The organism is Streptomyces sp. NPDC024687 (genome assembly GCF_055559055.1).
The window spans coordinates 148189-169758 of the sequence record NZ_JBVHLJ010000008.1 but is presented as its reverse complement, the minus strand read 5'-3'; the positions used below and the strand labels follow the sequence as shown (position 1 = coordinate 169758).

Annotated in this window: 18 protein-coding genes; 5 read left to right on the top strand and 13 right to left on the bottom strand. The window is 72.0% G+C overall.

What is annotated here, in order from left to right; all coding sequences use genetic code 11:
• Positions 1–103: 103 nt before the first annotated feature.
• From ACZ39I_RS29645 to ACZ39I_RS29595, 11 genes are all read right to left on the bottom strand, one after another.
• Entirely contained in the window at positions 104–187 is an 84-nt protein-coding gene (locus ACZ39I_RS29645) for a putative leader peptide (protein ID WP_349817346.1), read from the bottom strand.
• A 127-nt stretch (positions 188–314) separates the two neighbouring features.
• Positions 315–887, bottom strand: coding sequence for a GNAT family N-acetyltransferase (locus ACZ39I_RS29640; protein WP_467247789.1), 573 nt, complete (start codon positions 885–887; stop codon positions 315–317).
• 17 nt (positions 888–904) lie between these two features.
• The gene (locus ACZ39I_RS29635; protein ID WP_467247788.1) at positions 905–2200 is read right to left on the bottom strand and encodes a hypothetical protein; all 1296 of its coding nucleotides are present in this window, start codon (positions 2198–2200) and stop codon (positions 905–907) included.
• Between the two features lie 151 nt (positions 2201–2351).
• Positions 2352–3665 (bottom strand): GAF domain-containing protein, encoded by a 1314-nt coding sequence (locus tag ACZ39I_RS29630; RefSeq protein WP_467247787.1) that lies wholly within the window; start codon positions 3663–3665, stop codon positions 2352–2354.
• Positions 3666–3915: 250 nt separating this feature from the next.
• Positions 3916–5550 carry an acyl-CoA dehydrogenase family protein gene (locus ACZ39I_RS29625; protein ID WP_467247786.1) on the bottom strand — a complete coding sequence of 545 codons (1635 nt, stop codon included), beginning with the start codon at positions 5548–5550 and terminating at the stop codon, positions 3916–3918.
• Positions 5551–6216: 666 nt separating this feature from the next.
• Positions 6217–7200: a 2,3-diaminopropionate biosynthesis protein SbnA gene (gene sbnA / locus ACZ39I_RS29620; protein ID WP_467247784.1), complete on the bottom strand. Its 984-nt coding sequence runs from the start codon at positions 7198–7200 to the stop codon at positions 6217–6219.
• 30 nt (positions 7201–7230) lie between these two features.
• On the bottom strand, positions 7231–8262 hold the full coding sequence (sbnB, locus tag ACZ39I_RS29615; protein ID WP_467247783.1) for a 2,3-diaminopropionate biosynthesis protein SbnB: 1032 nt from the start codon (positions 8260–8262) through the stop codon (positions 7231–7233).
• The gene (locus tag ACZ39I_RS29610) at positions 8259–9245 is read right to left on the bottom strand and encodes a TauD/TfdA family dioxygenase (protein ID WP_467247782.1); all 987 of its coding nucleotides are present in this window, start codon (positions 9243–9245) and stop codon (positions 8259–8261) included. The genes sbnB and ACZ39I_RS29610 overlap by 4 nt, the downstream gene beginning before the upstream one ends.
• Positions 9246–9258: 13 nt before the next feature.
• On the bottom strand, positions 9259–11346 hold the full coding sequence (locus ACZ39I_RS29605) for a non-ribosomal peptide synthetase (protein WP_467247781.1): 2088 nt from the start codon (positions 11344–11346) through the stop codon (positions 9259–9261).
• Between the two features lie 66 nt (positions 11347–11412).
• Complete coding sequence (locus tag ACZ39I_RS29600; RefSeq protein WP_467247780.1) at positions 11413–13881, bottom strand: Pls/PosA family non-ribosomal peptide synthetase; 2469 nt, start codon at positions 13879–13881, stop codon at positions 11413–11415.
• Between the two features lie 35 nt (positions 13882–13916).
• Entirely contained in the window at positions 13917–15125 is a 1209-nt protein-coding gene (locus tag ACZ39I_RS29595; RefSeq protein WP_467247779.1) for a heparan-alpha-glucosaminide N-acetyltransferase domain-containing protein, read from the bottom strand.
• A 585-nt stretch (positions 15126–15710) separates the two neighbouring features.
• Between ACZ39I_RS29595 and ACZ39I_RS29590 the strand changes: the two genes are divergently transcribed.
• Complete coding sequence (locus tag ACZ39I_RS29590; protein WP_467247778.1) at positions 15711–16850, top strand: YihY/virulence factor BrkB family protein; 1140 nt, start codon at positions 15711–15713, stop codon at positions 16848–16850.
• A 28-nt stretch (positions 16851–16878) separates the two neighbouring features.
• On the opposite strand, the gene ACZ39I_RS29585 is transcribed toward ACZ39I_RS29590, so the two are convergent.
• On the bottom strand, positions 16879–17715 hold the full coding sequence (locus tag ACZ39I_RS29585; RefSeq protein ID WP_467247777.1) for an NmrA family NAD(P)-binding protein: 837 nt from the start codon (positions 17713–17715) through the stop codon (positions 16879–16881).
• 81 nt (positions 17716–17796) lie between these two features.
• Between ACZ39I_RS29585 and ACZ39I_RS29580 the strand changes: the two genes are divergently transcribed.
• Together ACZ39I_RS29580 and ACZ39I_RS29575 are read left to right on the top strand one after the other, a co-directional pair.
• Positions 17797–18738, top strand: a complete 942-nt coding sequence (locus ACZ39I_RS29580) for an AraC family transcriptional regulator (RefSeq protein WP_467247776.1) — start codon at positions 17797–17799, stop codon at positions 18736–18738.
• 9 nt (positions 18739–18747) lie between these two features.
• Positions 18748–19413, top strand: a complete 666-nt coding sequence (locus ACZ39I_RS29575; protein WP_467247775.1) for a helix-turn-helix domain-containing protein — start codon at positions 18748–18750, stop codon at positions 19411–19413.
• Here the strand turns inward: ACZ39I_RS29575 and ACZ39I_RS29570 are convergent.
• A complete protein-coding gene (locus ACZ39I_RS29570) occupies positions 19396–19797 on the bottom strand; it encodes a VOC family protein (protein WP_467247774.1) in 402 nt (133 codons plus the stop codon). The two genes, ACZ39I_RS29575 and ACZ39I_RS29570, sit on opposite strands and share 18 nt — an antisense overlap.
• Before the next feature lie 328 nt (positions 19798–20125).
• Between ACZ39I_RS29570 and ACZ39I_RS29565 the strand changes: the two genes are divergently transcribed.
• A complete protein-coding gene (locus ACZ39I_RS29565) occupies positions 20126–20785 on the top strand; it encodes a ThuA domain-containing protein (protein ID WP_467247773.1) in 660 nt (219 codons plus the stop codon).
• A 216-nt stretch (positions 20786–21001) separates the two neighbouring features.
• On the top strand, positions 21002–21541 hold the full coding sequence (locus tag ACZ39I_RS29560) for a peptidoglycan-binding domain-containing protein (RefSeq protein ID WP_467247772.1): 540 nt from the start codon (positions 21002–21004) through the stop codon (positions 21539–21541).
• The last annotated feature ends 29 nt before the right edge of the window (positions 21542–21570 follow it).

Genomic DNA, 21570 nt, shown 5'->3' with positions numbered 1-21570 from the left:
GGAAAGCGGCTCTTACCTGCGCGTACACGGGCGCATGGGTGTACCTGCGCGTCATTGCGCGGGGAGGAGAACGAGGGGATGTGCCGGGTGACGCTGCGGCTCGTCAGCGCACCGGACAGATGGCGCTGGACATGCGGCCGAGGTCGACGTGCCGCCGACTCACCAAGGCAATTCCAGTTCCAGACATGACGGAAGCGTGTCACGGCGATCTGGACACAGTCCAGCTTTATCCGCCATGTGGACACCCTTGTCTCGAAAGGCGAGACGAGGGTGTCGTTGGTCACAAAGATCGCGGGGACTCTTGTTCCCGCAGGTCAGGCCGGGTAGGCGCCGGGCCAGGGGCCGGGGGCGGGCACCTCCGCCTCCTCCTCCACCTTGGTGTCGAAAAGCTGGAAGCCACGGCGCTGGTAGTTGGCCATCGCGTGCTCGCCGTCCTTGGAGCAGGTGTGCAGCCAGACCCGCTTGGTGTCGGTCAGCCCCGGCCAGCGGTCCGCGAGGTCCCAGGCGCGGGCGGTGCCGTAGGAGAGGAGGTGGCCACCGATCCGGCGGCCGCGGAAGGCGGGGATCAGGCCGAAGTAGGCGATCTCCACGACACCGTCGTCCTGGGACTCCAGCTCGACATAGCCGGCGGGCGTGCCGCGGTCGTAGGCCACCCAGGTCTCCACGCCCGGCCGCTCCAGGTGCTCCCGCCACCGCGCGTACGTCCAGGAGAGCCGGTCGGTCCAGCGGATGTCGCCGCCCACCGACGCGTAGAGGAAGCGGCTGAACTCGGGGGAGGGGACTTCCGCGCGGCTGATGCGGACATCGCCCTCCGGGGGTTCGGCCGGGAGGAGGTCGGTCGGGGCGCTCTGTTCCAGGGACCAGGTGGTCACGGGGATGTTCGGCATGACCGTCAGGGAATCATCTAGCCCAGAGATCTGTCGATCGAGGCCAGCGGCAGTGCGAACAGCATCCGGCCGGACTGGGACCACACATCGCCCGTCTGTTCCCAGTACGACAGCGACTCCGACTCGCCGCTCCAGCAGTTGCGGGTCTCGTCCGTGCCGCAGCGGGTGGCCTTCGCGGGGGTCGAGGTGTTCTGGCGCCAGAGGGTGCCGTGGTCGCCGTCCGTCCCGGCCGCCCGGCCCAGATACCACTGGGAGTCGTACGACAGGACGGGCCCGGAGCCGGCGGCCTTGGTGGCGTACGCATCGGCCACACGTGCGTAGCCGCCGCTGCCGGTGGCCAGGAGGCCGGAGCGGCGGGGGTCGGCGCTGAAGTCGTAGCGCCACACGCGGGCGTCCCTGTCGTCGTCCCCGGAGACCCACTCGCTCCCGACCAGGCTGTCCGGTGCGGTGCTGCGGTCGAGGGAGAGGTAGTCGGGGCGGGTGGCGCCCGCCGTGTCGGTCAGGCGGTAGGAGCCGACGGCGGGCAGGACCCACTGGGCGCCGTGCGCCGACCAGCCGCCGCGGACTCTGCCGACCGCGCTGCTGTCGACGGTGGCGCGCTGGACGCGGTCCATGTCGTAGACGTACAGCGCGTCGCCGCCGTCGCCGCTCGCGGTGACCAGCAGCTTGTTCTGGTACCAGACCATGCCGGAGACCTGTGAGACGAGGCCGCGGAAGTCATGTCCGTCGTCGACGGGGACGGCGAGGAGGACCCAGGAGTAGGTGAGTCGGCCCAGGTCGTTGGCGTCGACGAAGGCGACCCGGGCCAGGCCCCCGTCGTCCGCGGCGGTGCCGGTGCGGCTCCACGCGGACAGGATCACGCGGTTGGCGCCCCACAGGCCGTCGTCGTCGGCGTCCCCGGAGGTGGTGACCGCCCCGGCCCGCCAGGAGCGGGTGTCGGCGGCGTCCCAGCAGTAGGCGGCGGTCGCGGCAGGCTCCACGGGCAACGCCGTGCGCTCACCGGCCGTGCAGCCGATCGCGTCGCGCAGGGTGCGGTCGGCGGAGGCGAGGACGGCGGAGACGCCGACCGGACGCCCCATCTCGGAGGAGAGCCGGTCCAGGGCGCTCTTCGGGACCTGGGACTCCTTGAGGCGCAACGGGGTGGTATCGGCGGTCGAGGTGAGCGGCTTCAGTGTTCCGGGATTGGCCGCGACCGTGGCCTGTGAGGCGCTGATCATGGTGGCGGCGGCGGTCAGAGCGAGGGCCGTCCCGGCCAGGAACGCGCGGACCGCTTGGCCCCGCTTGCGCCTGCGGTGTCTGCCGCGTTGCTTCATACGTCCTCCCGAGGCGGGCCAACTGCGCCTGTTGATCCGTACGTTGACCGAGGAGCAGGTGGGGTGGCCCGTAGAGGATGCTACGGCAGTGCGGCATCGCTGGGGCGAAGACCGTGCAATTATGCGGAAGATCCGCCCAGATCGAGGGTTTTCACTCGGTCTCGGCGCCGACCCTGGCCCCGAGTACGGCCGGGGCCGTCGAGTGCGGCAGCAGGTCGCCCGGGTTGCCCGGCAGCACCACCTCGACCTCGGCGTCCTCGCAGAAACGATACGGCCGGTGTTCCAGGAACGCCCCGAGATAGCGCCGTACCCGGGACATCTCCGCACGCACGGTCACCGTGCGGCCCGGATCGCCGAACATGTCCTTGGCCAGGCCCGCCGCGCTGCGGCCCGAGGGGTGCAGGGCCAGCAGATAGAGCAACTCGGCGTGCCGGGGACTCAGTTCGTGACTCCATGTGCCCGCGCCGCCCGACACCGTCACCGTCCAGCGGCGCGGATGTGCGAGGTCCAGCACGATCCGGGTGGTGCCCTGCGGCTCCGGTTCGTCGCCGGCGCGGACCAACCAGCCGCCCGCCAGCGGTTCCAGGGTGCACAGACCGAGCGCCGGCAGCCATCGGCGGCCCGGCGCGGGCGACTTGGGCAGTGCGATCCGGTGCGGATACGGCATTCCGGTCACCGCCGCCGTCCAGCCGTCCCGGTCCACCACCAGGGCCCGGCCGGTGAGCCGGGCGAGCACCGGCGCCGCCACGGCCCGCAGTCGCTCCAGCGAGACCAGATGCATCTCGCGCAACCGCGACTCGGCGAGCTTGGCCACCGAGTCGACCCAGGCGAGGGTCGCCGGGTGCATGGTGTCCAGAGGGCCGCTGACGTCCACCACGCCGATCAGCCGGCCGTCGCGCGGGTCCTTGACGGGGGCGCCGGTGCAGGTCCAGGAGGTCTGTGAGCGCACGAAGTGCTCGGAGGCGAAGACCTGGACGGGGCGGCGCACCACCGCCGGGGTGCCGATGCCGTTCGTGCCGACGACGTTCTCCCGCCAGTCGGCGCCCAGTTCGAAGCCGGTGCCGTCGGCCTTGCGCAGCACGGGCGAGCTGCCCTCCCGCCACAGCACGCGGCCGTCCTCGTCGGCGACCACCATGATGTGGTGGGCGACGTCCGCGACCGACAGCAGTCCCTCCCTGAGTTCCGGCAGGACGTGCCTGAGCTGCGTGCTCTCCCGGCGCCGCTGCACCTCTTCGGGGGGCAGCAGACCTGACCGGAAGTCGTGGTCCGGGTCGACGCCGCCGCGCAGCATACGGCTCCAGGACTCCTCGATCACGGGGCGCGGTGCGAGGGGCGTGCGCCGGCCGGAGAGGGTGGCGGAACGGATGTCCTTCAGAACCCGGGCCGCACGTGCGGTGTCCACGGCCGCTAGGTGGGTCACGTGCGTCGGCGAGAGCGGCACTGGTCCTCCCGGTCCCGAGTCCATTGACTGACCGTCTCATAGTGCCGGTCGTGGCTCGGGGAGGAACACAGTCCGGCCACAGTCACCAGGAAGTTGCAACCCCCTGCAACCCTGGTGGTGGGCTCCGGCTTGATTGAAACTTGGGCGAACGCCGTCTCGCAGCGGCGTGTTTCGGCCTCCGAGGGCCGTCAACGGGGGTGGTGCCGTGTCGGCGCAGCACCACCCCCGTTCTCACCCCGGTCCGCTTCTCACTCCGGTCCGCGACCGGCGAAGCTCACTCCACGGGCCGGGCCCGGTCCACCACGGACGCGAGGTCCAGGGTCGTGGGCAACGTACCGAAGGCCGTGCCCCTGTCGCCGCCCAGGCGGGCCGCGCAGAAGGCGTCGGCCACTTCCGCGGGGGCGTGGCGGACGAGCAGGGAGCCCTGCAGGACGAGCGCGAGTCGTTCCGTCAGGTGGCGGGCGCGGCCCTCGATGCCCTCCAGATCGGCGAGTTCGGTGAAGAGGTTCTTCGTCGCAGCGTCCAGGCGGTGGTCGGCGCCGCGGGTCTCGCCGATCTCCAGGAGGTAGGCGTTCAGGGCCCGGGGTTCCCGCTGGAGGACCCTCAGGACGTCCAGGGCCTGGATGTTGCCCGCGCCCTCCCAGACGGAGTTGAGTGGTGACTCGCGGACCAGGCGGGGCAGGCCCGACTCCTCCACGTAGCCGTTGCCGCCCAGGCATTCGGCGGCCTCCACCGTCAGCGGGGCGCAGCGCTTGGTGATCCAGTACTTGGCCGCCGGTACGGCGATCCGCAGGAAGGCCCGCTCCTGCTCGCCGCCCTTGTCGTAGGCGGCCGCCAGGCGCAGGGCGAGGGTGGTCGCCGCCTCGGACTCCAGGGCGAGGTCGGCGAGCACGTTGCGCATCAGCGGCTTGTCGACGAGCTTGCCGCCGAACGCCTCGCGGTGGGTGCAGTGGTGGATCGCCTGGGCGACGGCCTGACGCATCAGGCCCGCCGAGCCGAGGACACAGTCGAGGCGGGTCGCCGCGACCATCTCGATGATGGTGCGGACCCCGCGCCCCTCGTCGCCGACGCGACGGGCCAGGGTCCGGTCGAACTCGACCTCGGCGGAGGCGTTGGAGCGGTTGCCGAGCTTGTCCTTGAGGCGCTGGAGGAGAAACGGGTTGCGGGTGCCGTCCTCCAGGACGCGGGGGACGAGGAAGCAGGTGAGTCCGTCCGGGGCCTGGGCGAGGACCAGGAAGCCGTCCGACATGGGGGCCGAGCAGAACCACTTGTGGCCGGTGAGCTCGTAGGTCTCGCCGTCGGGCAGGGCCCGGGCGGACGTCGCGTTCGCCCGGACGTCGCTGCCGCCCTGCTTCTCCGTCATCCCCATCCCGAACAGCGCCCCCGCCTTGAGGTGGGCGGGGCGCAGCTCGCGGTCGTAGACCATGGACGTCAGACGCGGCTCCCACTCGGCGGCCAGGTCCGGGTCGGTGCGCAGAGCGGGCACCGCGGCGTGGGTCATCGACAGGGGGCAGCAGTTGCCCGCGTCGACCTGCGTCCACAGGAGGAAGGCCGCCGCGCGCCGTACATGTCCCGCGGGGCGGGCCCAGGCGGCGGTCAGGCCCGCGGAGACGCCCTTGCCGAGCACTCGGTGCCAGGCCGGATGGAACTCGACCTCGTCGATACGATGGCCGTGGCGGTCGTGGGTACGCAGCCGGGGCGGGTTCTCGTTGGCCTGCAGACCCCACTCCTGCACCTGCGCCGAGCCGCACGCCCGGCCGAGCGCGGCGAGCTCACCGTGCACCTCGTCGCGCAGGGCGGGGTCGAGGTGCCGTTCGACGGCCTCCTTGAGAGCGCGGTCGGCGCTGTAGACGTCGTAGCCGATCAGAGGCGGGGGCTGATTGGTCACGGTGTGCGTGGTGCCTGCCATGCCTGCGAACGTACCCCGGGGCACGGTGCCGGTCACCTCACGGGCACGGCGCGGGAGGGGGTGATCGCGGAGAGGGCGGGTGGTGCTCGGGTGTGCCGTGGCGTCGACCTGACACGGCACGCGACCGCCCCGCCCGGCATCGCGTCGCCCCGCTGGGCGGAGGCGGCCCGCGGTGCCCGCGTGTGCTGCGGCCCCCGCCCGACACCGCCCCCGACCGCCCGGCATCGCCTCGCCTCGCCGGGAGGAGGTGGAGGCGGCGCGTGGTGCCCGCGTCTGCAGGGACACCGGCCGTCACCGCAGCCGACCCCCTCGTATCGCATCGCACCGCACCGCCCCGCCGGGTGGAGGTGGCGGCGGTTGGAGTCCGCGTGTGCTGCGGCGTCGGCCGGGCAGCGCCCCCGCCCGCCCCGCGCGCCGTGCCCGGCATCGCCTCGCCTCGCCCGGAGGAGGTGGAGGCGGCGCGTGGTGCCCGCGTCTGCTGGGACACCGGCCCGTCGCCGCACCCGACCTCCTCGCATCGCCCCGCCGGGTGGAGGTGAAGACGGCGCGTCGTGCCCGCGTGTGCCGCGGCGCCGGCCCGGCACCGCACCCGACCGCACCGAGACCCGACCGCCCCGCCCGCTCGGCACAGGGCGAGCGGCAACGCCGCGGTCGGGTGCCCGGTGCTCAGGCCAGGTGGGCCATCACCTCCGCCGTCTCGTGGACCGGGTCCGTCTCGGGGTGGCCGTGGGGCCAGCCCGGGCGGTACACGGTGTCGAGGTAGCGCTCGCCGAGGTCCGGGGCGATTGCCACCGCGGTGAGGCCGCGGCGGCCGTGGGCGGACAGCCACTGGTGGGCGCCGCTGACGACCGTCCCGGTGGAGCCGCCGAACAGGAAACCCCGGGCGGCCAGCCGACGGCAGACCTGGAGGGTGTCCGGTTCCTCGACCAGCACCACGTCGTCGATGTACGACTTGTCGAGCAGCTGCGGCGGCACGCTCGTGCCCAGCCCCGGGATCATCCGGACGCCGGGCGGCCCGCCGAAGGTGATCGAGCCGACGCTGTCCACGGCGATGATCCGCACCGGCCGCCGCCACTGCCAGAACCAGCGGGCGCAGCCCATCAGGGTCCCGGTGGTGCCGGCCCCGACGAACAGGACGTCCAGGTTCGGGAAGCGCCGCGCGATCTCCGGCGCCGTGGTGCGGTAGTGCGCCCGCCAGTTCCCCTGGTTGCTGTACTGGTTGAGCCAGACGTACCGCTCGTCCGCCGCGCACAGCGCCCGCACGTACGCGAGCCGCGCGCCCAGGTAGCCGTCGCGCAGGTCCGGCTCCCTGACCACGTGCACCCGGGTGCCGAGCGACTCCATCAGCCGGATCGTCGCCGCGTTGCACCGTGAGTCGGTCACGCACAGGAACCGGTAGCCCCGGCTCGCGGCGATCACACTCAGGGCGACCCCCAGGTTCCCCGACGACGACTCGACCAGGACCGACCCCGGCCGCAGGGTGCCGTCGCGCTCGGCGGCGTTCACCATCTCGCGGGCCGCCTTCAGCTTGATGGACCCGGCGAAGTTGAAGCCCTCGCACTTCAGGAACAGCGGAAGCTCCAGCGCGGCCCGCAGGTCGACGTAGAGGTCTGACTCGTTGAACTCCGAAGGATCAGATATGACGGGCATGACGCCCCCCTCCTCATGCGCGCAGCTCGTTCAGCCGTACCGGCGCAGCTCGTTGAAGAACCCGTCGACGACGTGCAGTTCGCCGCGCCGGGCCAGTTCGTCGTGGACGAACCGGCCGACGGCGAGGTCCAGCACCCCCAGGCCGAAGGGGGAGAACACCACCGTCCGGTCCGTCGGGACGGTCACCCGTCCGGTCAGCACGTCGTCCAGCGTGCCGTCGATGAAGTCCCTGCTCCCCGTGAGCCGTTCGGCCAGATGCGGGGAGGTCTCGGCCTTGAGGCAGTGCTCCACGTCGTCGACGAAGTTCGCGGACGCGAGCAGGATCTCCGGGGCGAGGTCGCGCAGGGACACGTGCAGGACCAGGGGGTGATGGCCGAACCACGACGGATCGTGGACGTGCGGCTCACCGGCGACCGTCGCGAAGACGACCAGGTCGCTGGAGCGGATCAGGGACACGGCCGAGTCGTGCACCGTCACCTTCCCCGGCGCACCGGACCGCTCCAGATAGCCGCGGAACCCGGCGGCGCTCTCGGCGGACAGGTCGTGCACGCCCGTCTCCTCGAACTCCCAGCCGGTGGCGGTGAGATGGGTGTGGAGGTAGCGGGCGATCAACCCGGTGCCGATGAACCCGACCCGGGTCGGGCGGACCCTGCCCGCACTGAGCTTCCCGGCCGCCAGCGCCGCCGACGACGCGGTGCGCGTGGCGCTGATGACCGAGCTCTCCAGGCAGGCGAACGGATAGCCGGTCGCCGGATCGTTGAGGATCAGCACCGCCGACGCGCGCGGCAACCCGGACCTGACGTTCTCCGGGAAGCTGGAGACCCACTTCAGGCCGTCCACCCGCAGCGGTCCGCCCAGCGAGGCGGGCAGCGCGATGATCCGGGACGACGGACGGTCCGGGAACGTCAGGAAGTACGACGGCGGGTTCACCGAGTCGCCCGCCCCGTGCAGCCGGTACACGGCCTCGACGAGGTCCGCGATCTCCCGTTCCCTCCCGTGCAGGACCTGTTGTACCTGTGCGCCGGTGATCAGCGCGAAGGACGGGGCGTCGGCGGTGCTCATACGCCACTCACCTCGCCGTCGGCGCGCAGCACCGGGTCGCCGAGGGCGGCCAGCACCTCGCGCGGCCCCTCGAAGGGCTCGCGGCTGTGCGCCGTACGGATGTTGTCGACGAGCAGGAGGTCACCGTCCTGCCAGGGCTCGCGCACCGTGTGGGCGTCGTACACCTCGTTGATCGTGCGGACCACGTCCGCGTCGATCGGACTGCCGTCGCCGAAGCGGGTGTTGAAGGGCAGCCCGTCGGCGCCGTACATGTCCACCAGGTATTCGTGCACCTCGGGCTCCATGGTCCACTCGTTGAGGAACGCGATCTGGTTGAACCAGCAGGGCAGGCCGGACTCCGGGTGCCTGAGCACCGCGCCGCGCCGCTGCCGGGTGTGCAGGGAGCCGTCGCTCTGCCAGGCGAACTCGATGGCGTGCCGGCGGCAGTAGCGCTCGACGGCGGCACGGTCGGCCGTGCCGAAAACCTCCTCGACCGACGCGCCGATCTCCTCGTGGTACGCCCGGGTCAGCAGCCAGCCCTCCCGTTCGAAGCGGGAGACCAGCTCGCGGGGCAGGGCCCGCAGCACCGCCGACGCGTCGGCGAACGCGGTCGCGCCCCCGGTCGCGGGAGCCTCCAGGCAGGCGAACAGGAGCAGACCCGGGAACTCCAGGCCGTAGCTGACCTCATGGTGCATGCACATCTGCTGGTTCGGCGGCCACTTGGTCGTCGAGTACACGCCGTCCCCGTAGCTGCGCCGCGGCGCGAAGGGCTCGCGGTCGGGCATCAGAGCGCTGGTCAGCCGCCGGAAGACGGCCTCGGTGGTCGCGGGGTCCGAGAGGCCCAGACCGCGCACCAGGACACCACCGTGTTCCAGGACGAGGGCACGCAGCGCGTCGTGGTGCTCGGCAGCCCAACTCGCCGGATTGTCAACGGACTTGGCGAGCAGGATCGGCGGACTGTCCGGTGTCAGGTCCAGGTCCGGAAGGAGATTCGTGGAGGACATCTCGGGATTCCTTTCAGTGCTGCCGGTCGAGCAGGCCCGCCAGGTCCGCGAGGACCGGGTGACGGACGACGTCCTGGAGGGTGACCGCCCGGTCCAGGGCGATCGCGAGACGCACGGCGGACAGTGAGCTGCCGCCGCGGTCGAAGAAGTGGTCGAGGCGGCCGATCCGGTCGGCGGGCACGCCGAGCACCTCGGCCCAGGCATCCGCAAGCCGCCGCTCGGCTCCCGTCACGGGCCCGCCCGCCGCGCCGGCGTCGAGGTCCTCGGCGAGCGCGGTGAGCGTCCGGCGGTCGGTCTTGCCGTTGGCGGTCAGCGGCAGCCGCCGACGCCAGTGCACGACGGCGGGGACCATGTACGACGGCAGCGACACGGCCAACCTCTCCCGTACCGTGTCCGCGGCCACCGGCTCGGGCCCGGCGCAGAACGCGGCGAGCTGGGTGCCCCGTACGACCACGACGGCCCCGTCGCGCACCCCGTCCACCCGCAGCAGCGCGTTCTCGATCTCGCCGATCTCCACGCGGAACCCGCGGATCTTGACCTGGGTGTCCCGGCGGCCGAGGAACTCCAGCTTGCCGTCGGACCGCCAGCGCCCCACGTCACCGCTGCGGTAGAGCCGCTCGCCGGGCCGGTACGGGTCCTCCAGGAAGGCGGCCGCGGTGCGCTCGGGGTCGTTGACGTACCCGCGCCCCACGCACACCCCGGAGAAGACGATCTCGCCTGGCGCCCCCAGCGGCACGGGCACCAGGTCCTCGTCGACGACGTACACGCGCACATTGCGCACCGGCCGCCCGAGCGGTACCCGTTCACCGTCCGGGACCCGGTCCATGACCTCGTGGTTGGTGTCGTCGGAGGTCTCGGTCAGGCCGTAGGCGTTGGCCAGGCGGATGCCGGGCGCGGTGGCGAACCAGCGCTGCACCAGCTCCCGTTTCACCGCCTCGCCGGTCACCGACACACAGCGCAGGTCGGCCAGTTCGCGCGGCCGCTGCCCCAACTCCGCGAGCACGGCCTCCAGATACGACGGCACGACCTGGAGCACGTTGACCCGTCCGCGGACCACCGTGTCCACGAACCGCGGCACGTCCAGGATCGTGTCCTGCCCGACGATCAGGGTCCGCCCGCCGACGACCGGCCCGGCGAGCAGCTGCCACAGAGAGATGTCGAAGCACTGCGGCGCGGTCTGCGCGACCACGTCGTCCTCGCCGATCCCCAGGTCCTCGACCTTGGCGAGCACATGGTTGAGGAAACCGGCGTGCTCGCACATCGCGCCCTTGGGCTCACCGGTGGAGCCGGACGTGAAGTAGATGTAGGCCGGCCGGCCTGCCTGGACCGGGATCCCGAGATCGTCGCCCGGGTGGCCCTCGGCGTACACGGCGTCCACGAAGAGCGTCTCGGCGGCGGTACCGGAGAGCGATCCGGTGCTGCCGTCCTCGGTGACGAGGAACGCGCAGCCCGCCCGGGACAGCGTCCTCGCGACCCGCTCGGCCGGGAAGTGCGGCTCGATCGGCAGATACACCCCGCCCGCCTTGAGGACGCCCAGCACGGCCGCCATCCAGTCCAGGTTCCGTTCCATGACGACGGCGACGACGTCCTCGGCCTCCAGGCCGCGGGCCAGCAGTGCCCGACCGACCTGGTTGGCGCGGGAGTTGAGCTCGGCGTACGTCCACCGCCGCTCGTCCTGTACGGCGGCCACGGCGTCCGGGTGCTTCTGGACCCGCTCCTCGAACAGCTCGTGCACCCGCCGGTCCGGGAGTTCACGCACCGGGCCCGCCAACTCCTCCAACTGGAAGCGGAGTTCGTCCTCGGACAGCAGGCTCCCGCGGTCCGGGTCGGCGAGCGCGGTGAGGTGGTAGCCGGCCATACGGGCCGCCGCCTCGGCGTCCAGGGTGCCGGTGCGGTAACGCAGCCGCAGTTCGCCGTCGGTGACGGTGACGCGCAGGTCGTCGCTGGGAGCGCCCTCCGCCTCGCCCGAGAGGGCGGCCAGCACCTTGGTGTGGGCCGCGAGCAGCGCGGCGGGATCGGTCGGTGTGCCCTCGGGCAGCCGGACCGCGTACTCCGTGACATCCGGTATCGGACCGGGCGTCGGGTGCGGAGCTGTTTCCATGACTTGTCCCCCTGTTTTTCTTCGTTCAGGCAGTTCAGCCAGTTCATTTCAGGCAGTGCGGGCGGTTCAGGCGCGTCGCAGCGCCACCGCCGGATTCCCGCCCCAGTGCGCCCCCGCCGGCATCTCCTCGCCCTTCATCAGGAAGGCGTCGGTACCGAGCACGGCGCCGTCGCCCATCGAGACGCCGTAGTGGACCAGCGCGCCCGCCCCGAGGGTGCAGCCGTCGCCGATGACGATGTGGTCGGACTTGAAGGTGCCGTCCTCCTCGGAGTGCGCCTGCACCTTGGAGTGGTGGCCGAGTGTGGTGTCGCTGCCGATCGTGACCAGCGTCCGCTCGGTGAGGTAGCAGCCGTCGTCGAAGACCCGGCGGCCGATCCGCACGCCCAGCAGCCGCCAGATCAGGTTTTTGAACGGGGTGCCGTCGAACACCGCGAGATGGTGGTCGGGCACCTTCCACAGCCGCTCGTGCCACCAGAAGTACGGCTCGTAGATGGAGCACAGCCGCGGCTCCAGCGGCCGGAACCGGGTGATCACGCGCTCCACCAGCGCCCAGTAGCCGACGGTCACCGCGAGGCCCGCCATCAGGTAGCCGCCGATCAGCAGTGCACCGAGGGCGCCTCGGCCGCCGTGGAGATCGATCGCCGCGAAGCCGAGCAGCGTCAGCAGGAACCAGTTCAGCCAGCGCAGGAACAGGAACAGGGCCATGGTGCGCGCGTTGGACCGGTTCTTGGCCGACAGGCGGCGGCGCAGCTCGTCGCCCTCGCGGAAGTGGTCGAAGCGCATGTCGCGCTCCACCGTGCGCGGGATCTCGAAGGGCGGCGAGCCCAGCAGGCCCACGCCCTCGCGGAGTTCGCCGTCGAGCGGCACCAGCACCTTGGTGGCGAGCAGGCAGTTGTCCCCGGTGCGGCCGCCCACGGGATAGGCGATGTGGTTGCCGAGGAAGTTGTGCCCGCCGATCGTCACCCGCGAGACGCGGAACGAGGTGCTGGAGTACTCGGCGTTGAGGACCGACAGCCCGTCGGCCACCATCGTGCCGCTGCCGACAGTGACCAGGTACGGCGTCTCGTGCGCCACCTCGGTGCCGAAGTTGGAGCCGGTCTGCTCGACGCGCGAGAGGTCGTAGCCGAGGGCCCGCAGGTAGGGGACGATGTACGAGCTGTCGCCGCACAGCCACTTGAAGAACCTGATGTTGGTCACGCGGGCGATCGCGCGCTGCACCGAGTAGTGGAAGCCGTACAGCGGATAGACCCGGTCGGCCCTCAGGGTCAGGTTCAGCAGCCGCGGGAGCACCGTCACGGTGACGAGGCCGAGGAGCACGGAACCGGTGAACAGGGCGACGGACAGGACGAGCGTCTCGGCGTAGAAGGGCGCCGACTCCAGTTCCCTCGCGTTCGGTTCGAGCAGCGGGTCCAGTGCCGGCACGAGGCCCATCACCAGGAAGACACCGCCGATGCCGAGCGGCACATACACCAGCAGGGTCTGCAGCAGGGTCACGAGGGCGTAGCCGGCCCGGCGCGGGGTGGTGCAGCGGGTCGCCGGGACGCGGATGTGGTCGACGTCGGTGGGGCGGGCGGGTGAGCCGTGCCAGCGCTCGCCCGCGGGGATCGCGGCACCGTCGTACAGGGCGGAGGAGTGGCCCAGCTGGCCGCCGTCGCCGATGGACGTGCCGATGTCGAGGACGGTCTTCTCGCCGACGAAGACGTCCCGGCCGAGGGTGACCGGGCCGGTGCGGATGCGGCCCGCGTGCGCCCGGTAGCCGAGGAACAGGGCGTCCTTGCGGATCACCGTGCCGGCGCCCACGGTGAGCAGGTCGGTGCAGACCGGCACCGAGTGGGACAGGATCGTGACGCCCGGGCCGATGCGGGCGCCGAGGGCCCGCAGGTAGAGGACGTACAGCGGGTTGCCGGTGAACAGGACCATCGGATTGGCGTGCAGCAGCGCCTTGACCAGCCAGAAGCGGACGTAGGCGGGACCCCACACCGGGAACTCCGTCTCCTTCCACCGGCCCACCAGCACCCACTTCGCCACCACGGGCAGGGTGCACAGGGCGAGGAACAGGGCGCCGCCGAAGACCAGCGAGCGCAGGTAGACGGCGAGCAGGCCGTCGGCGCCGGATATCCAGGAGTACCCCACTGCGGTGGCAGCACCGGCCGCGAGACAGTACGCGGCGAAGACGAGGAACTGCGCGAGGCCGCACAGCACATAGCGGGCGCTGCTGCCCGGCGGCGGGGGTGGCTCGGCCGGCCGCGCCGGGGCCGGTCCGGCGGCGGGGCCCTCGGCGAGGGCCGTCGCCAGGGAGCGGATCGTCGGGTGGCCGTAGACGTCCCTCATCGACACCTGCGGCAGATCGTCCCGCTTGCGGACCCGGGCGCAGAACTGCGCCATGACCAGGGAGTTGGCGCCCAGATCGTCGAAGAAGTGGCTGTCGAGGGGTACTTGATCCGTCTTGACGACCCCGGCCAGCACCTCGGCGAGGACGTGGGCGGTGCCGTCCACCGGGGCGACTGTCGTGATCTCGCCAGGATTTACCACCACTTGAGCTCCTAGATCATTACTTTTGGGTTTATGGACTATTCCGTGTGCCTGCTAAGTCGGGCCGGGCGCTCCACCGGTTCCGGGGGCCGCGGTGGTGTTACGGCCTCGCGACACCGCCGGGCTGCGCCTGCGACGACCGTTTCCAGCGGGCCACGCCCGACGTGCCGCCACGAGAGGGCGAAGAGGAGCGCTCCGGTGGTCATGACGGCGTAGAGGAGCCCGGGGGAGCCGGAGAGCGCACCGGTGGCGAGTAGGAGCACATGGGCGGCGTACAGGGTCAGCGGCATGCTGCCCGCCGCCGCGAGCGGCGCGAGCGCCCGCGTGAGAGGGGCGCTCCTGGTCAGCAGCAGGGCGCCGCCGAGGATCGCCGCGGCCGAGCCCAGGGTGAGGAGCAGGTCGAAGGGGGTCGTCGAGTGCGGCGCGCGGGACAGCAGCGCCCACCACGTCACGCCGTCCGGGCTGTCCCACAGGGCCTCGGCGCGGGAGGCGCCCGGGAACTCCGCGCGCCACAGGTGCCGCAGCCCGTCGAACCGGAACAGGACCAGGGACGACGCCAGCCAGACCCCGGCCACGAGCGCGAGGCCGCCTCCGAGGAGCCGGGGCGCGACCTTGCGTGACGTCAGGTCCAGTCGGCCCAGCGCGAGTCCTGCGCACAGATAGGCGGTCCAGGCGAGCACCGGGTAGTCGCCGTGCACCAGCAGGTCCGACACCAGGCCGAGCGGATCGGTGACCACGTCCGGGAGGGTCGGGTCGCCGTCGAACGCGGGCTCGGGCAGGACGCCCCGCAGTGCGTGGACGGCGAACGGCGCCCCGACGGCCAGGGTCAGGGAGAGACCCGCCAGGGTTCGCGGGGCGAGGTCCAGAAGCGGGATCGCGATCAGGAACAACAGGGCGTAGAACACCAGGATCACGTCGACGTCCAGGTCCGCCGCGCGTGAGGCGAAGCCGAGGAGCAGTCCGATCAGCGCGATGACACCGGCCCGTGCGGCCACCGCGACGGCCGCGGGCCGCCCGGTCGCGGGCCGGCGCCCGCCGGTCGTGAAGGCCAGACCGATCCCGGCCGTCACGGCGAACGTCGCCGAGGAACGGCCGCCCGCGAACATCCAGGCGGGCGTGGGCGATCCGGCCTCGTCGAACGCGCCGAACACGTGAACGGAGAACATTCCGAGCAGGGCCAGGCCCCGTGCCACATCGACTCCCGCGATGCGCGGCACGGCTTGCTTCGGCACGTTCGGAACAGGCATGAAAATTCTCCAGGGTGGGATACGGCGGAATATCGGGCGCTGTTCACCGCGCGCCGAAATCGGGAAAGAAGAACCCCCGTGGTTCCGGTGTTCCGGAAGAAAGAGAAGTGCCGCGAGACACGGAATGGAATGAGAGAAGGAGCGGTTCGGTATGCGGCTGGAGGGACCACGTGACGGGGGGCGGTGTGGTCGGCTCGGGCCTTGGTCAGGGCCCTGAGAATGCAATCCGAATTGTTTCGACGGGCTCATGAACGGGTCAAGCACATTTCAGTCAATGGCGGTTTCTTGCTGGTCGACCGTTCGCCGGTGTCATGACTCGTTCGTGGCGCTCGGTGACGCCACCGGGGAACTCACCTCATGGACGGTGCATATGTCACCCGGTATTCCGGTTCCCGGGGCCGCGAAATTCGGCCAGCGGGTGCATGACAGAAAAAGGGTTCGATTTCCTTGGTGATTTCCGCGCAGTTGCCCGGTGTTTTCCGCGGTATGACGAAACCGAACACGAGCGGGCGTTCCCCGCACGGGCGTGCCCCGGACCGGGACGGGGGGATGAGTGCACGCTCCCACGGCGGATACCTTTAGGTCGTGCAGGCAGCAAGCGAATCCCCTCAGCCACCCTCCGGCCGGCTCCACCGGGCCCGTGCCCTCTACCGGAACGTGTCGAAGCGCAGGACCGCCTGGCTGCTGGTCAAGGACACCGTCAACTCGTGCATCGAGTACCGCATCCTCGGGCTCGCCGCCGAGGCCGCCTTCTTCTCGCTGCTGTCCGTACCGCCGCTGCTGCTCAGCCTCATCGGACTGCTCGGCTACGTCGACGACTGGACCGGCACTGACAGCATCAGCAGCCTGGAGGCCAACCTCCTGGACGCCGCGCGCACGGTCCTGTCCGACAAGGGGGTGCGGCAGATCGCCCAGCCGATCCTCGACGACGTGATGAAGGGCGGCCGCCCCGACGTCATCTCCGTCGGCTTCCTGTTCGCCCTGTGGTCCGGGTCGCGCGCGGTGAACGTCTTCATCGACACCATCACTGTCATGTACGGCCTCGACGGGGTCCGCGGCATCGTCAAGACCCGCCTCGTGGCGTTCGCGCTGTTCGTCGCCGCACTGCTGATCGGCTCGGTGGCGCTGCCGCTGATGGTGGCGGGGCCGGACGCGGTCGTACGGATCGTGCCGTGGTCGACGACGGTCGTCCAGGTCCTGTACTGGCCCGTGGTGATCATCCTGTCCATCGCCTTCCTGACCACGCTGTACCACGTGTCGGTACCGGTGCGCTCACCGTGGATCGAGGACGTCCCGGGCGCACTGGTGGCCCTGGCGATGTGGGTGCTGGGAAGCTTCCTGCTCCGGATCTACCTGCAGAGCACCATCGAGGGTGCGACGATCTACGGCTCGCTCGCCGCCGCGGTGGCGGTGCTGCTGTGGATCGGCGTGTCGGCCTTCGCGGTCCTGGTGGGCGCCGCGATGAACGCCGCGATCGACCGCGTGTGGCCGGCCGCGGCCACGGCGGCGGCGCGTGCGGCGAACGAGCGGGTGCGCGAGGCGCAGGTGGCGCACTACGTGGCCCGCGCGGCGGCCCTCCACAACGACCCCGACCCGGACGACCCCGACATGCCCTCGGAGTTCCCGGAGCGCTGGTCGCGGTTCCTGCCCCCGGAGGACGTGACCTCCCGCCTCCGGGCTCACGCGAAGACGACGCATCCCCCGCAGAAGCCGGAAGGCTCCTGACAGGGGTACGCCGCCGGCGGCGTACCGCTCACGCCGTCCAGGTGCCCGTCGCCGCCGCCTCCCGCGCGAACTCCGTGAAGTCCCGCGGCTCCCGGCCCAGAACCTCCCGCACCCCCTGCGACAGATGCGCGTTGCGCCCGTCCAGCAGCTGGGCGAACGCCTCCACCAGCGCCTCCACCTCCTTCGCCGGCACCCCGAACCCGAGCAGGTTCTCCCCGTACTCCCGCGGCGACACCGCCCGGTACGAGAGCTCGCGCCCCGTCGCCTTCGCGATCTCCGCGACCGCCTCGCCGAAGGAGAGCAGCCGCGGCCCCGACACGGCGATCGTCTCCCCGGCGTACCGGTCGCCCGCCGACAGTGCGGCTACCACCACGTCCCCGACGTCCCGCACATCCACGAACGGCTCCCGCACCTCACCCGCCGGAAACACCAGCTCCCCGCGCAGCCGCAGCTCCTCCACCAGCGGCCCCTCGCTGAAGTTCTGCGCGAACCACGCGGCCCGTACGACCGTCCAGTCGGCCCCCGACGCGTGCAGCGCCTCCTCCGCGTCCCGCGCCCGGTCCTGCCCCCGCGACGACAACAGCACCAGCCGCCGTACGCCGGCCCCCACCGCCTCCCGCGCGAGCGCCCCGACCGCCTCGGCGGCCCCGGGGGCGCCGATGTCCGAGGGGTGCACCAGATACGCCGCGTCCGCGCCCCGCAGCACCTTCGCCCACGTCGACCGGTCCTGCCAGTCGAACCCGTGCGCCCGCGAGGCCGCCCGCACCGTCAGCCCCGCGGCCTGCGCGGACCGCGCCACCCGGCTGCCCGTACGACCCGAGGCACCGGTCACCACCACCGTCGTCTTCCGCGTGTTCTCCGTCATGCCGTCGAGTCAACTCCCGTGCCGGGCAAGGGACCATCGCTGAACGGCTCATTCCCATGCGTGCGCGTCTACGCTGGCCGCATGGACGCTCTGGCAGGCCTGCTGGAAGGACCGCGGGCGCGTGGCGCCTTCATGATCCGCGCGTGTTTCGACCCGCAGTGGGCGGTGCGGGTGGAGGACCGGGCGCCGTTGACGGTCATGCTGCTGGTCCGCGGGCAAGCCGTGATCGTGCCCGACTCCGGCGAGCCGGTCCGGCTGCGTCCCGGCGATCTCGCCATCGCCCGCGGCCCCGACCCCTACACCTGCGCCGACGACCCCGGCACGGCCCCGCAGGCGCTGATCCTGCCCGGCGGGGAGTGCCGCCACCCCGACGGGCGGGAACTGAACGGCTCCATGGACCTCGGGGTGCGCACCTGGGGCGACCGGCTCGACGGCGAGACCGTCATCCTCATCGGGACGTACCTGATGGACGGCGAGATCAGCAACCGGCTCCTGGACGCGCTGCCGCCCCTGCTGTCGCTCACCACCGACGTGTGGGAGTGCCCGCTGACCCCCCTCCTCATGGAGGAGATCGTGCGCGACGAGCCGGGTCAGGAGGTCGTCCTGGACCGGATGCTGGACCTGCTGGTCATCGCGGCGCTGCGGGCCTGGTTCTCGCGGCCCGAGGCGGAGGCGCCCGCCTGGTACGCGGCGCTGGCGGACCCGGTCGTGGGACGGGTGCTGCGGCTGATGCAGGACGACCCCGCGCATCCGTGGACGGTGGCGTCCCTGGCCGCCAAGGCGGGAGTGTCGCGCGCGGCACTGGCCCGGCGGTTCAGCGACCTGGTGGGGGAGCCGGTGATGACATATCTGACCGGGTGGAGGCTGGCGTCGGCGGCGGACCGGCTGCGGGAGGGGGACACGACGCTGGAGGCGATCGCCCGGCAGGTGGGCTACGCAAGCGCGTTCGCCCTCTCCAGTGCCTTCAAAAGGACGTACGGAGTCAGTCCGCAGGAGTTCCGGCTGCGGGCCGGCCCGCCGTAGCCTGGGGACGTGTACACGGAACGGCCGTCCCGGCTCGCCGGTGCCGTCGTCTGGACCGGTGACGGGTCCGGACGCGTCCTGCCCGACGGGTGCATGGATCTGCTCTGGACCGAAGGGCGACTGCTCGTCGCCGGACCCGACACCCGCGCGTACGTCCCCGCCGGCGCCCCCCGTACCTGGACCGGCCTGCGCTTCCACCCCGGTTCCGCGCCCGCCTTCCTGGGCGTGCCCGCCCATGAACTGCGGGACCGGCGGGTGGAGTTGGCCGATCTCTGGCCGGCGTCGGAGGTACGGCGGCTGCGGAGCCGTATCGGACGGGCCCCTGACCCCGCCACGGCACTCGAAGACATCGTCCTGGAGCGCGCGGCCCCTCCCGACCCCCTTCTGCGCGCACTCGTCACCGCTCTCGACGCGGGCCGCCCCGTCGCCGCGGTTGCCGACGAAATCGGCCTCGGGGCGCGGCAGTTGCACCGCAGGTCGCTCGTGGCCTTCGGGTACGGGCCGAAGACGCTGGCCCGGATCCTGCGGCTGCGGCGAGCCCTCGCGCTGGCCGGGGCCGGAGTGCCGTTCGCGGAGACGGCGGCGCGGTGCGGATTCGCCGACCAGGCCCATCTCGCGCGGGAAGTAAGGGAGTTGGCGGGCGTGCCGCTGGGGCGACTACTCGCCGTCGGCTAGCGGGGCGTACAGGTCGACGCCGTTGCCGTCGGGGTCGTGCAGGGACGCGTACCGCTGGCCCCAGTCGGCGTTCCACGGCTTGAGCTCACCGTGGAAACCCTCGCCGACCAGCTCCTCGTACACGGCGTCGACCTCGGCCGGGCTGTCGCAGCGCAGCGCGAGCGCGGTGCGGCTGCCGCCGGCCGGCGCCCGCCACCCGGGGTGGAAGGAGCGGACCGTCTCCTCGGTGTCCAGCATCAGCCGCACCCCGCCCGGCAGTTCGGCCTCCGCGTGCGGCTGCGACTCGGTCCCCTCGGGGAACGGAAACCCGAGCCGCCGGTAGAAGGCGACGGAAGCGGCCATGTCGGAGGCCACCAGACCGATGGCATCGAATCGTGGAGTCATGCCCCCACCGTAGGCAGCGCCTCGACGCCCGGTCTTGAAGGAATCGGACACACCGGCCGAAGGCCACCGGCCGGGGGCGATGCGGAGGGGGCGGATCTGGCCGGGTCGTCACCAGCGGGCCCGGGCCGCCGCCACCACCGCGGCCGGCTCGGGCGGCCTGATCGCCCAGGTGACAGCGGGCGCCGGACAGCGTGGCGACGCCGAAGGGGCGCGGGCTCATCGGATCCGACCGTTCCGGGCCCGGGCCGATGATCTCCCGACAGTCGGTGTCGCCCGGAACCGGGCACCCTTCGGCGGGCGCACCCGAGAGCGGCCTACGCTCGGGACCATGGCTCCCCGACTCCTCGTCCACACCCGCACCACCGCCTACCGTCACGACTCCATCCCGGCCGCCGTCGACGCCCTCCGTGCCCTGGGAGGCTTCGAGGTGGACGCGAGTGAGGACCCGGCGGCCCTGGAGCGGCCCCTGGACCGGTACGCCGCCGTCGTCTTCCTCTCCACCAGCGGCGAGATCCTCACCCCGGCCGGGCGCGAGCGGCTGGCCGCTCACGTGGAGTCGGGCGGCGGATTCGTCGGGGTGCACGCGGCCGCCTGCACCGAGTACACCTGGCCCTACTACGGCGAGCTGCTGGGCGCCCGGTTCGACAGGCACCCCGCGTTCCAGCCCGGCAGGGTCCGCGTCGAGGACCGCGACCACCCGGCCACCCATCACCTCCCCGCGGTATGGGAGTTCACCGACGAGTGGTACGACTTCCGGACCAACCCCCGAGGGTCCGTACGGGTGTTGGCGTGCGCCGACGAGTCCTCGTACGAAGGCGGCGGCATGGGCGCCGACCATCCGCTGGTCTGGTGCCGGGAGCAGGGCGCGGGCCGGGTCTTCTACACCGCGCTCGGGCATGCCGCCGAGGCGTACGCGGACCCGGACTTCCGGGCCCATCTGCTCGGCGGGATCACCTGGGCGGCACGCCTGGGGCGGAGCGGGGCCTGAGCCCGTCCCGTCCCGTCCCGGCAGGTCCCCGTACGGCCCGCGCTCCCGGACCGCACCGCCGTACCCGGCACGGACCGTCCCCGGCCGGTCCGGGGACGGCGGCAGCCCTCGCCGTGTGCACCCCGGCCCTGTGAGGCTGTGCCGTGTTCGAGCGGAGCGAACCGCCCCAGGGGGAACCACGGGGGGAACCACGGCGGTTCGGAAAGGGAGACTTCCATGAGCATGCGCAAGCGGGCCGTCGCGACGGTGACGGCCGCGTTGCTGGGCGCCGGGACACTCGGCCTGGCCGTGGCGCCGGCGGCCGAGGCGGACTCGTACCACGGCATCGACGGCAACGGCGTGGTCAGCGACGACTGGCAGGACGAGGAGAACCTGAGCGTCGACGACCACACCAACGGCAACGCCACGGCCCTGTGGCAGTCCGTCCTGTACGCGGACGGCGCCAAGTGGCAGGACGAGGACGGGGACTGGCACACCTACTCCAGGAACCAGATCGACGGTGCCTTCGGCGCGCGGACCGAGTCGGCCACCCAGTGGTGGCAGGAGCGCTACGGCCTCACGGAGAACGACGGCGTGGTCACCGACCAGAGCTGGGAGTTCGCCCAGCAGTGGCTCCACGGCCCCTTCTCGGGCGGCCAGGTCCGCTACGACGGCGACCAGCGGGACGTCGACTTCAAGCGGGTCAGCGGCAAGTACCGGGTGAAGCTCAAGGGCACCGGCGCCTGGCGGAACGCGTACTACGACCAGGTCGGCTGACCCCGGCCGGCGGGGGAGCGGGCGGCCCC

Excerpts from the sequence above, each read along its gene's own strand:
- ACZ39I_RS29645 (WP_349817346.1), bottom strand. The coding sequence starts at position 187 with ATGTCTGGAACTGGAATTGCCTTGGTGAGTCGGCGGCACGTCGACCTC.
- ACZ39I_RS29640 (WP_467247789.1), bottom strand. The coding sequence starts at position 887 with ATGCCGAACATCCCCGTGACCACCTGGTCCCTGGAACAGAGCGCCCCG.
- ACZ39I_RS29635 (WP_467247788.1), bottom strand. The coding sequence starts at position 2,200 with ATGAAGCAACGCGGCAGACACCGCAGGCGCAAGCGGGGCCAAGCGGTC.
- ACZ39I_RS29630 (WP_467247787.1), bottom strand. The coding sequence starts at position 3,665 with ATGGACTCGGGACCGGGAGGACCAGTGCCGCTCTCGCCGACGCACGTG.
- ACZ39I_RS29625 (WP_467247786.1), bottom strand. The coding sequence starts at position 5,550 with ATGGCAGGCACCACGCACACCGTGACCAATCAGCCCCCGCCTCTGATC.
- sbnA (WP_467247784.1), bottom strand. The coding sequence starts at position 7,200 with ATGCCCGTCATATCTGATCCTTCGGAGTTCAACGAGTCAGACCTCTAC.
- sbnB (WP_467247783.1), bottom strand. The coding sequence starts at position 8,262 with ATGAGCACCGCCGACGCCCCGTCCTTCGCGCTGATCACCGGCGCACAG.
- ACZ39I_RS29610 (WP_467247782.1), bottom strand. The coding sequence starts at position 9,245 with ATGTCCTCCACGAATCTCCTTCCGGACCTGGACCTGACACCGGACAGT.
- ACZ39I_RS29605 (WP_467247781.1), bottom strand. The coding sequence starts at position 11,346 with ATGGAAACAGCTCCGCACCCGACGCCCGGTCCGATACCGGATGTCACG.
- ACZ39I_RS29595 (WP_467247779.1), bottom strand. The coding sequence starts at position 15,125 with ATGCCTGTTCCGAACGTGCCGAAGCAAGCCGTGCCGCGCATCGCGGGA.
- ACZ39I_RS29585 (WP_467247777.1), bottom strand. The coding sequence starts at position 17,715 with ATGACGGAGAACACGCGGAAGACGACGGTGGTGGTGACCGGTGCCTCG.
- ACZ39I_RS29580 (WP_467247776.1), top strand. The coding sequence starts at position 17,797 with ATGGACGCTCTGGCAGGCCTGCTGGAAGGACCGCGGGCGCGTGGCGCC.
- ACZ39I_RS29570 (WP_467247774.1), bottom strand. The coding sequence starts at position 19,797 with ATGACTCCACGATTCGATGCCATCGGTCTGGTGGCCTCCGACATGGCC.
- ACZ39I_RS29565 (WP_467247773.1), top strand. The coding sequence starts at position 20,126 with ATGGCTCCCCGACTCCTCGTCCACACCCGCACCACCGCCTACCGTCAC.
- ACZ39I_RS29560 (WP_467247772.1), top strand. The coding sequence starts at position 21,002 with ATGAGCATGCGCAAGCGGGCCGTCGCGACGGTGACGGCCGCGTTGCTG.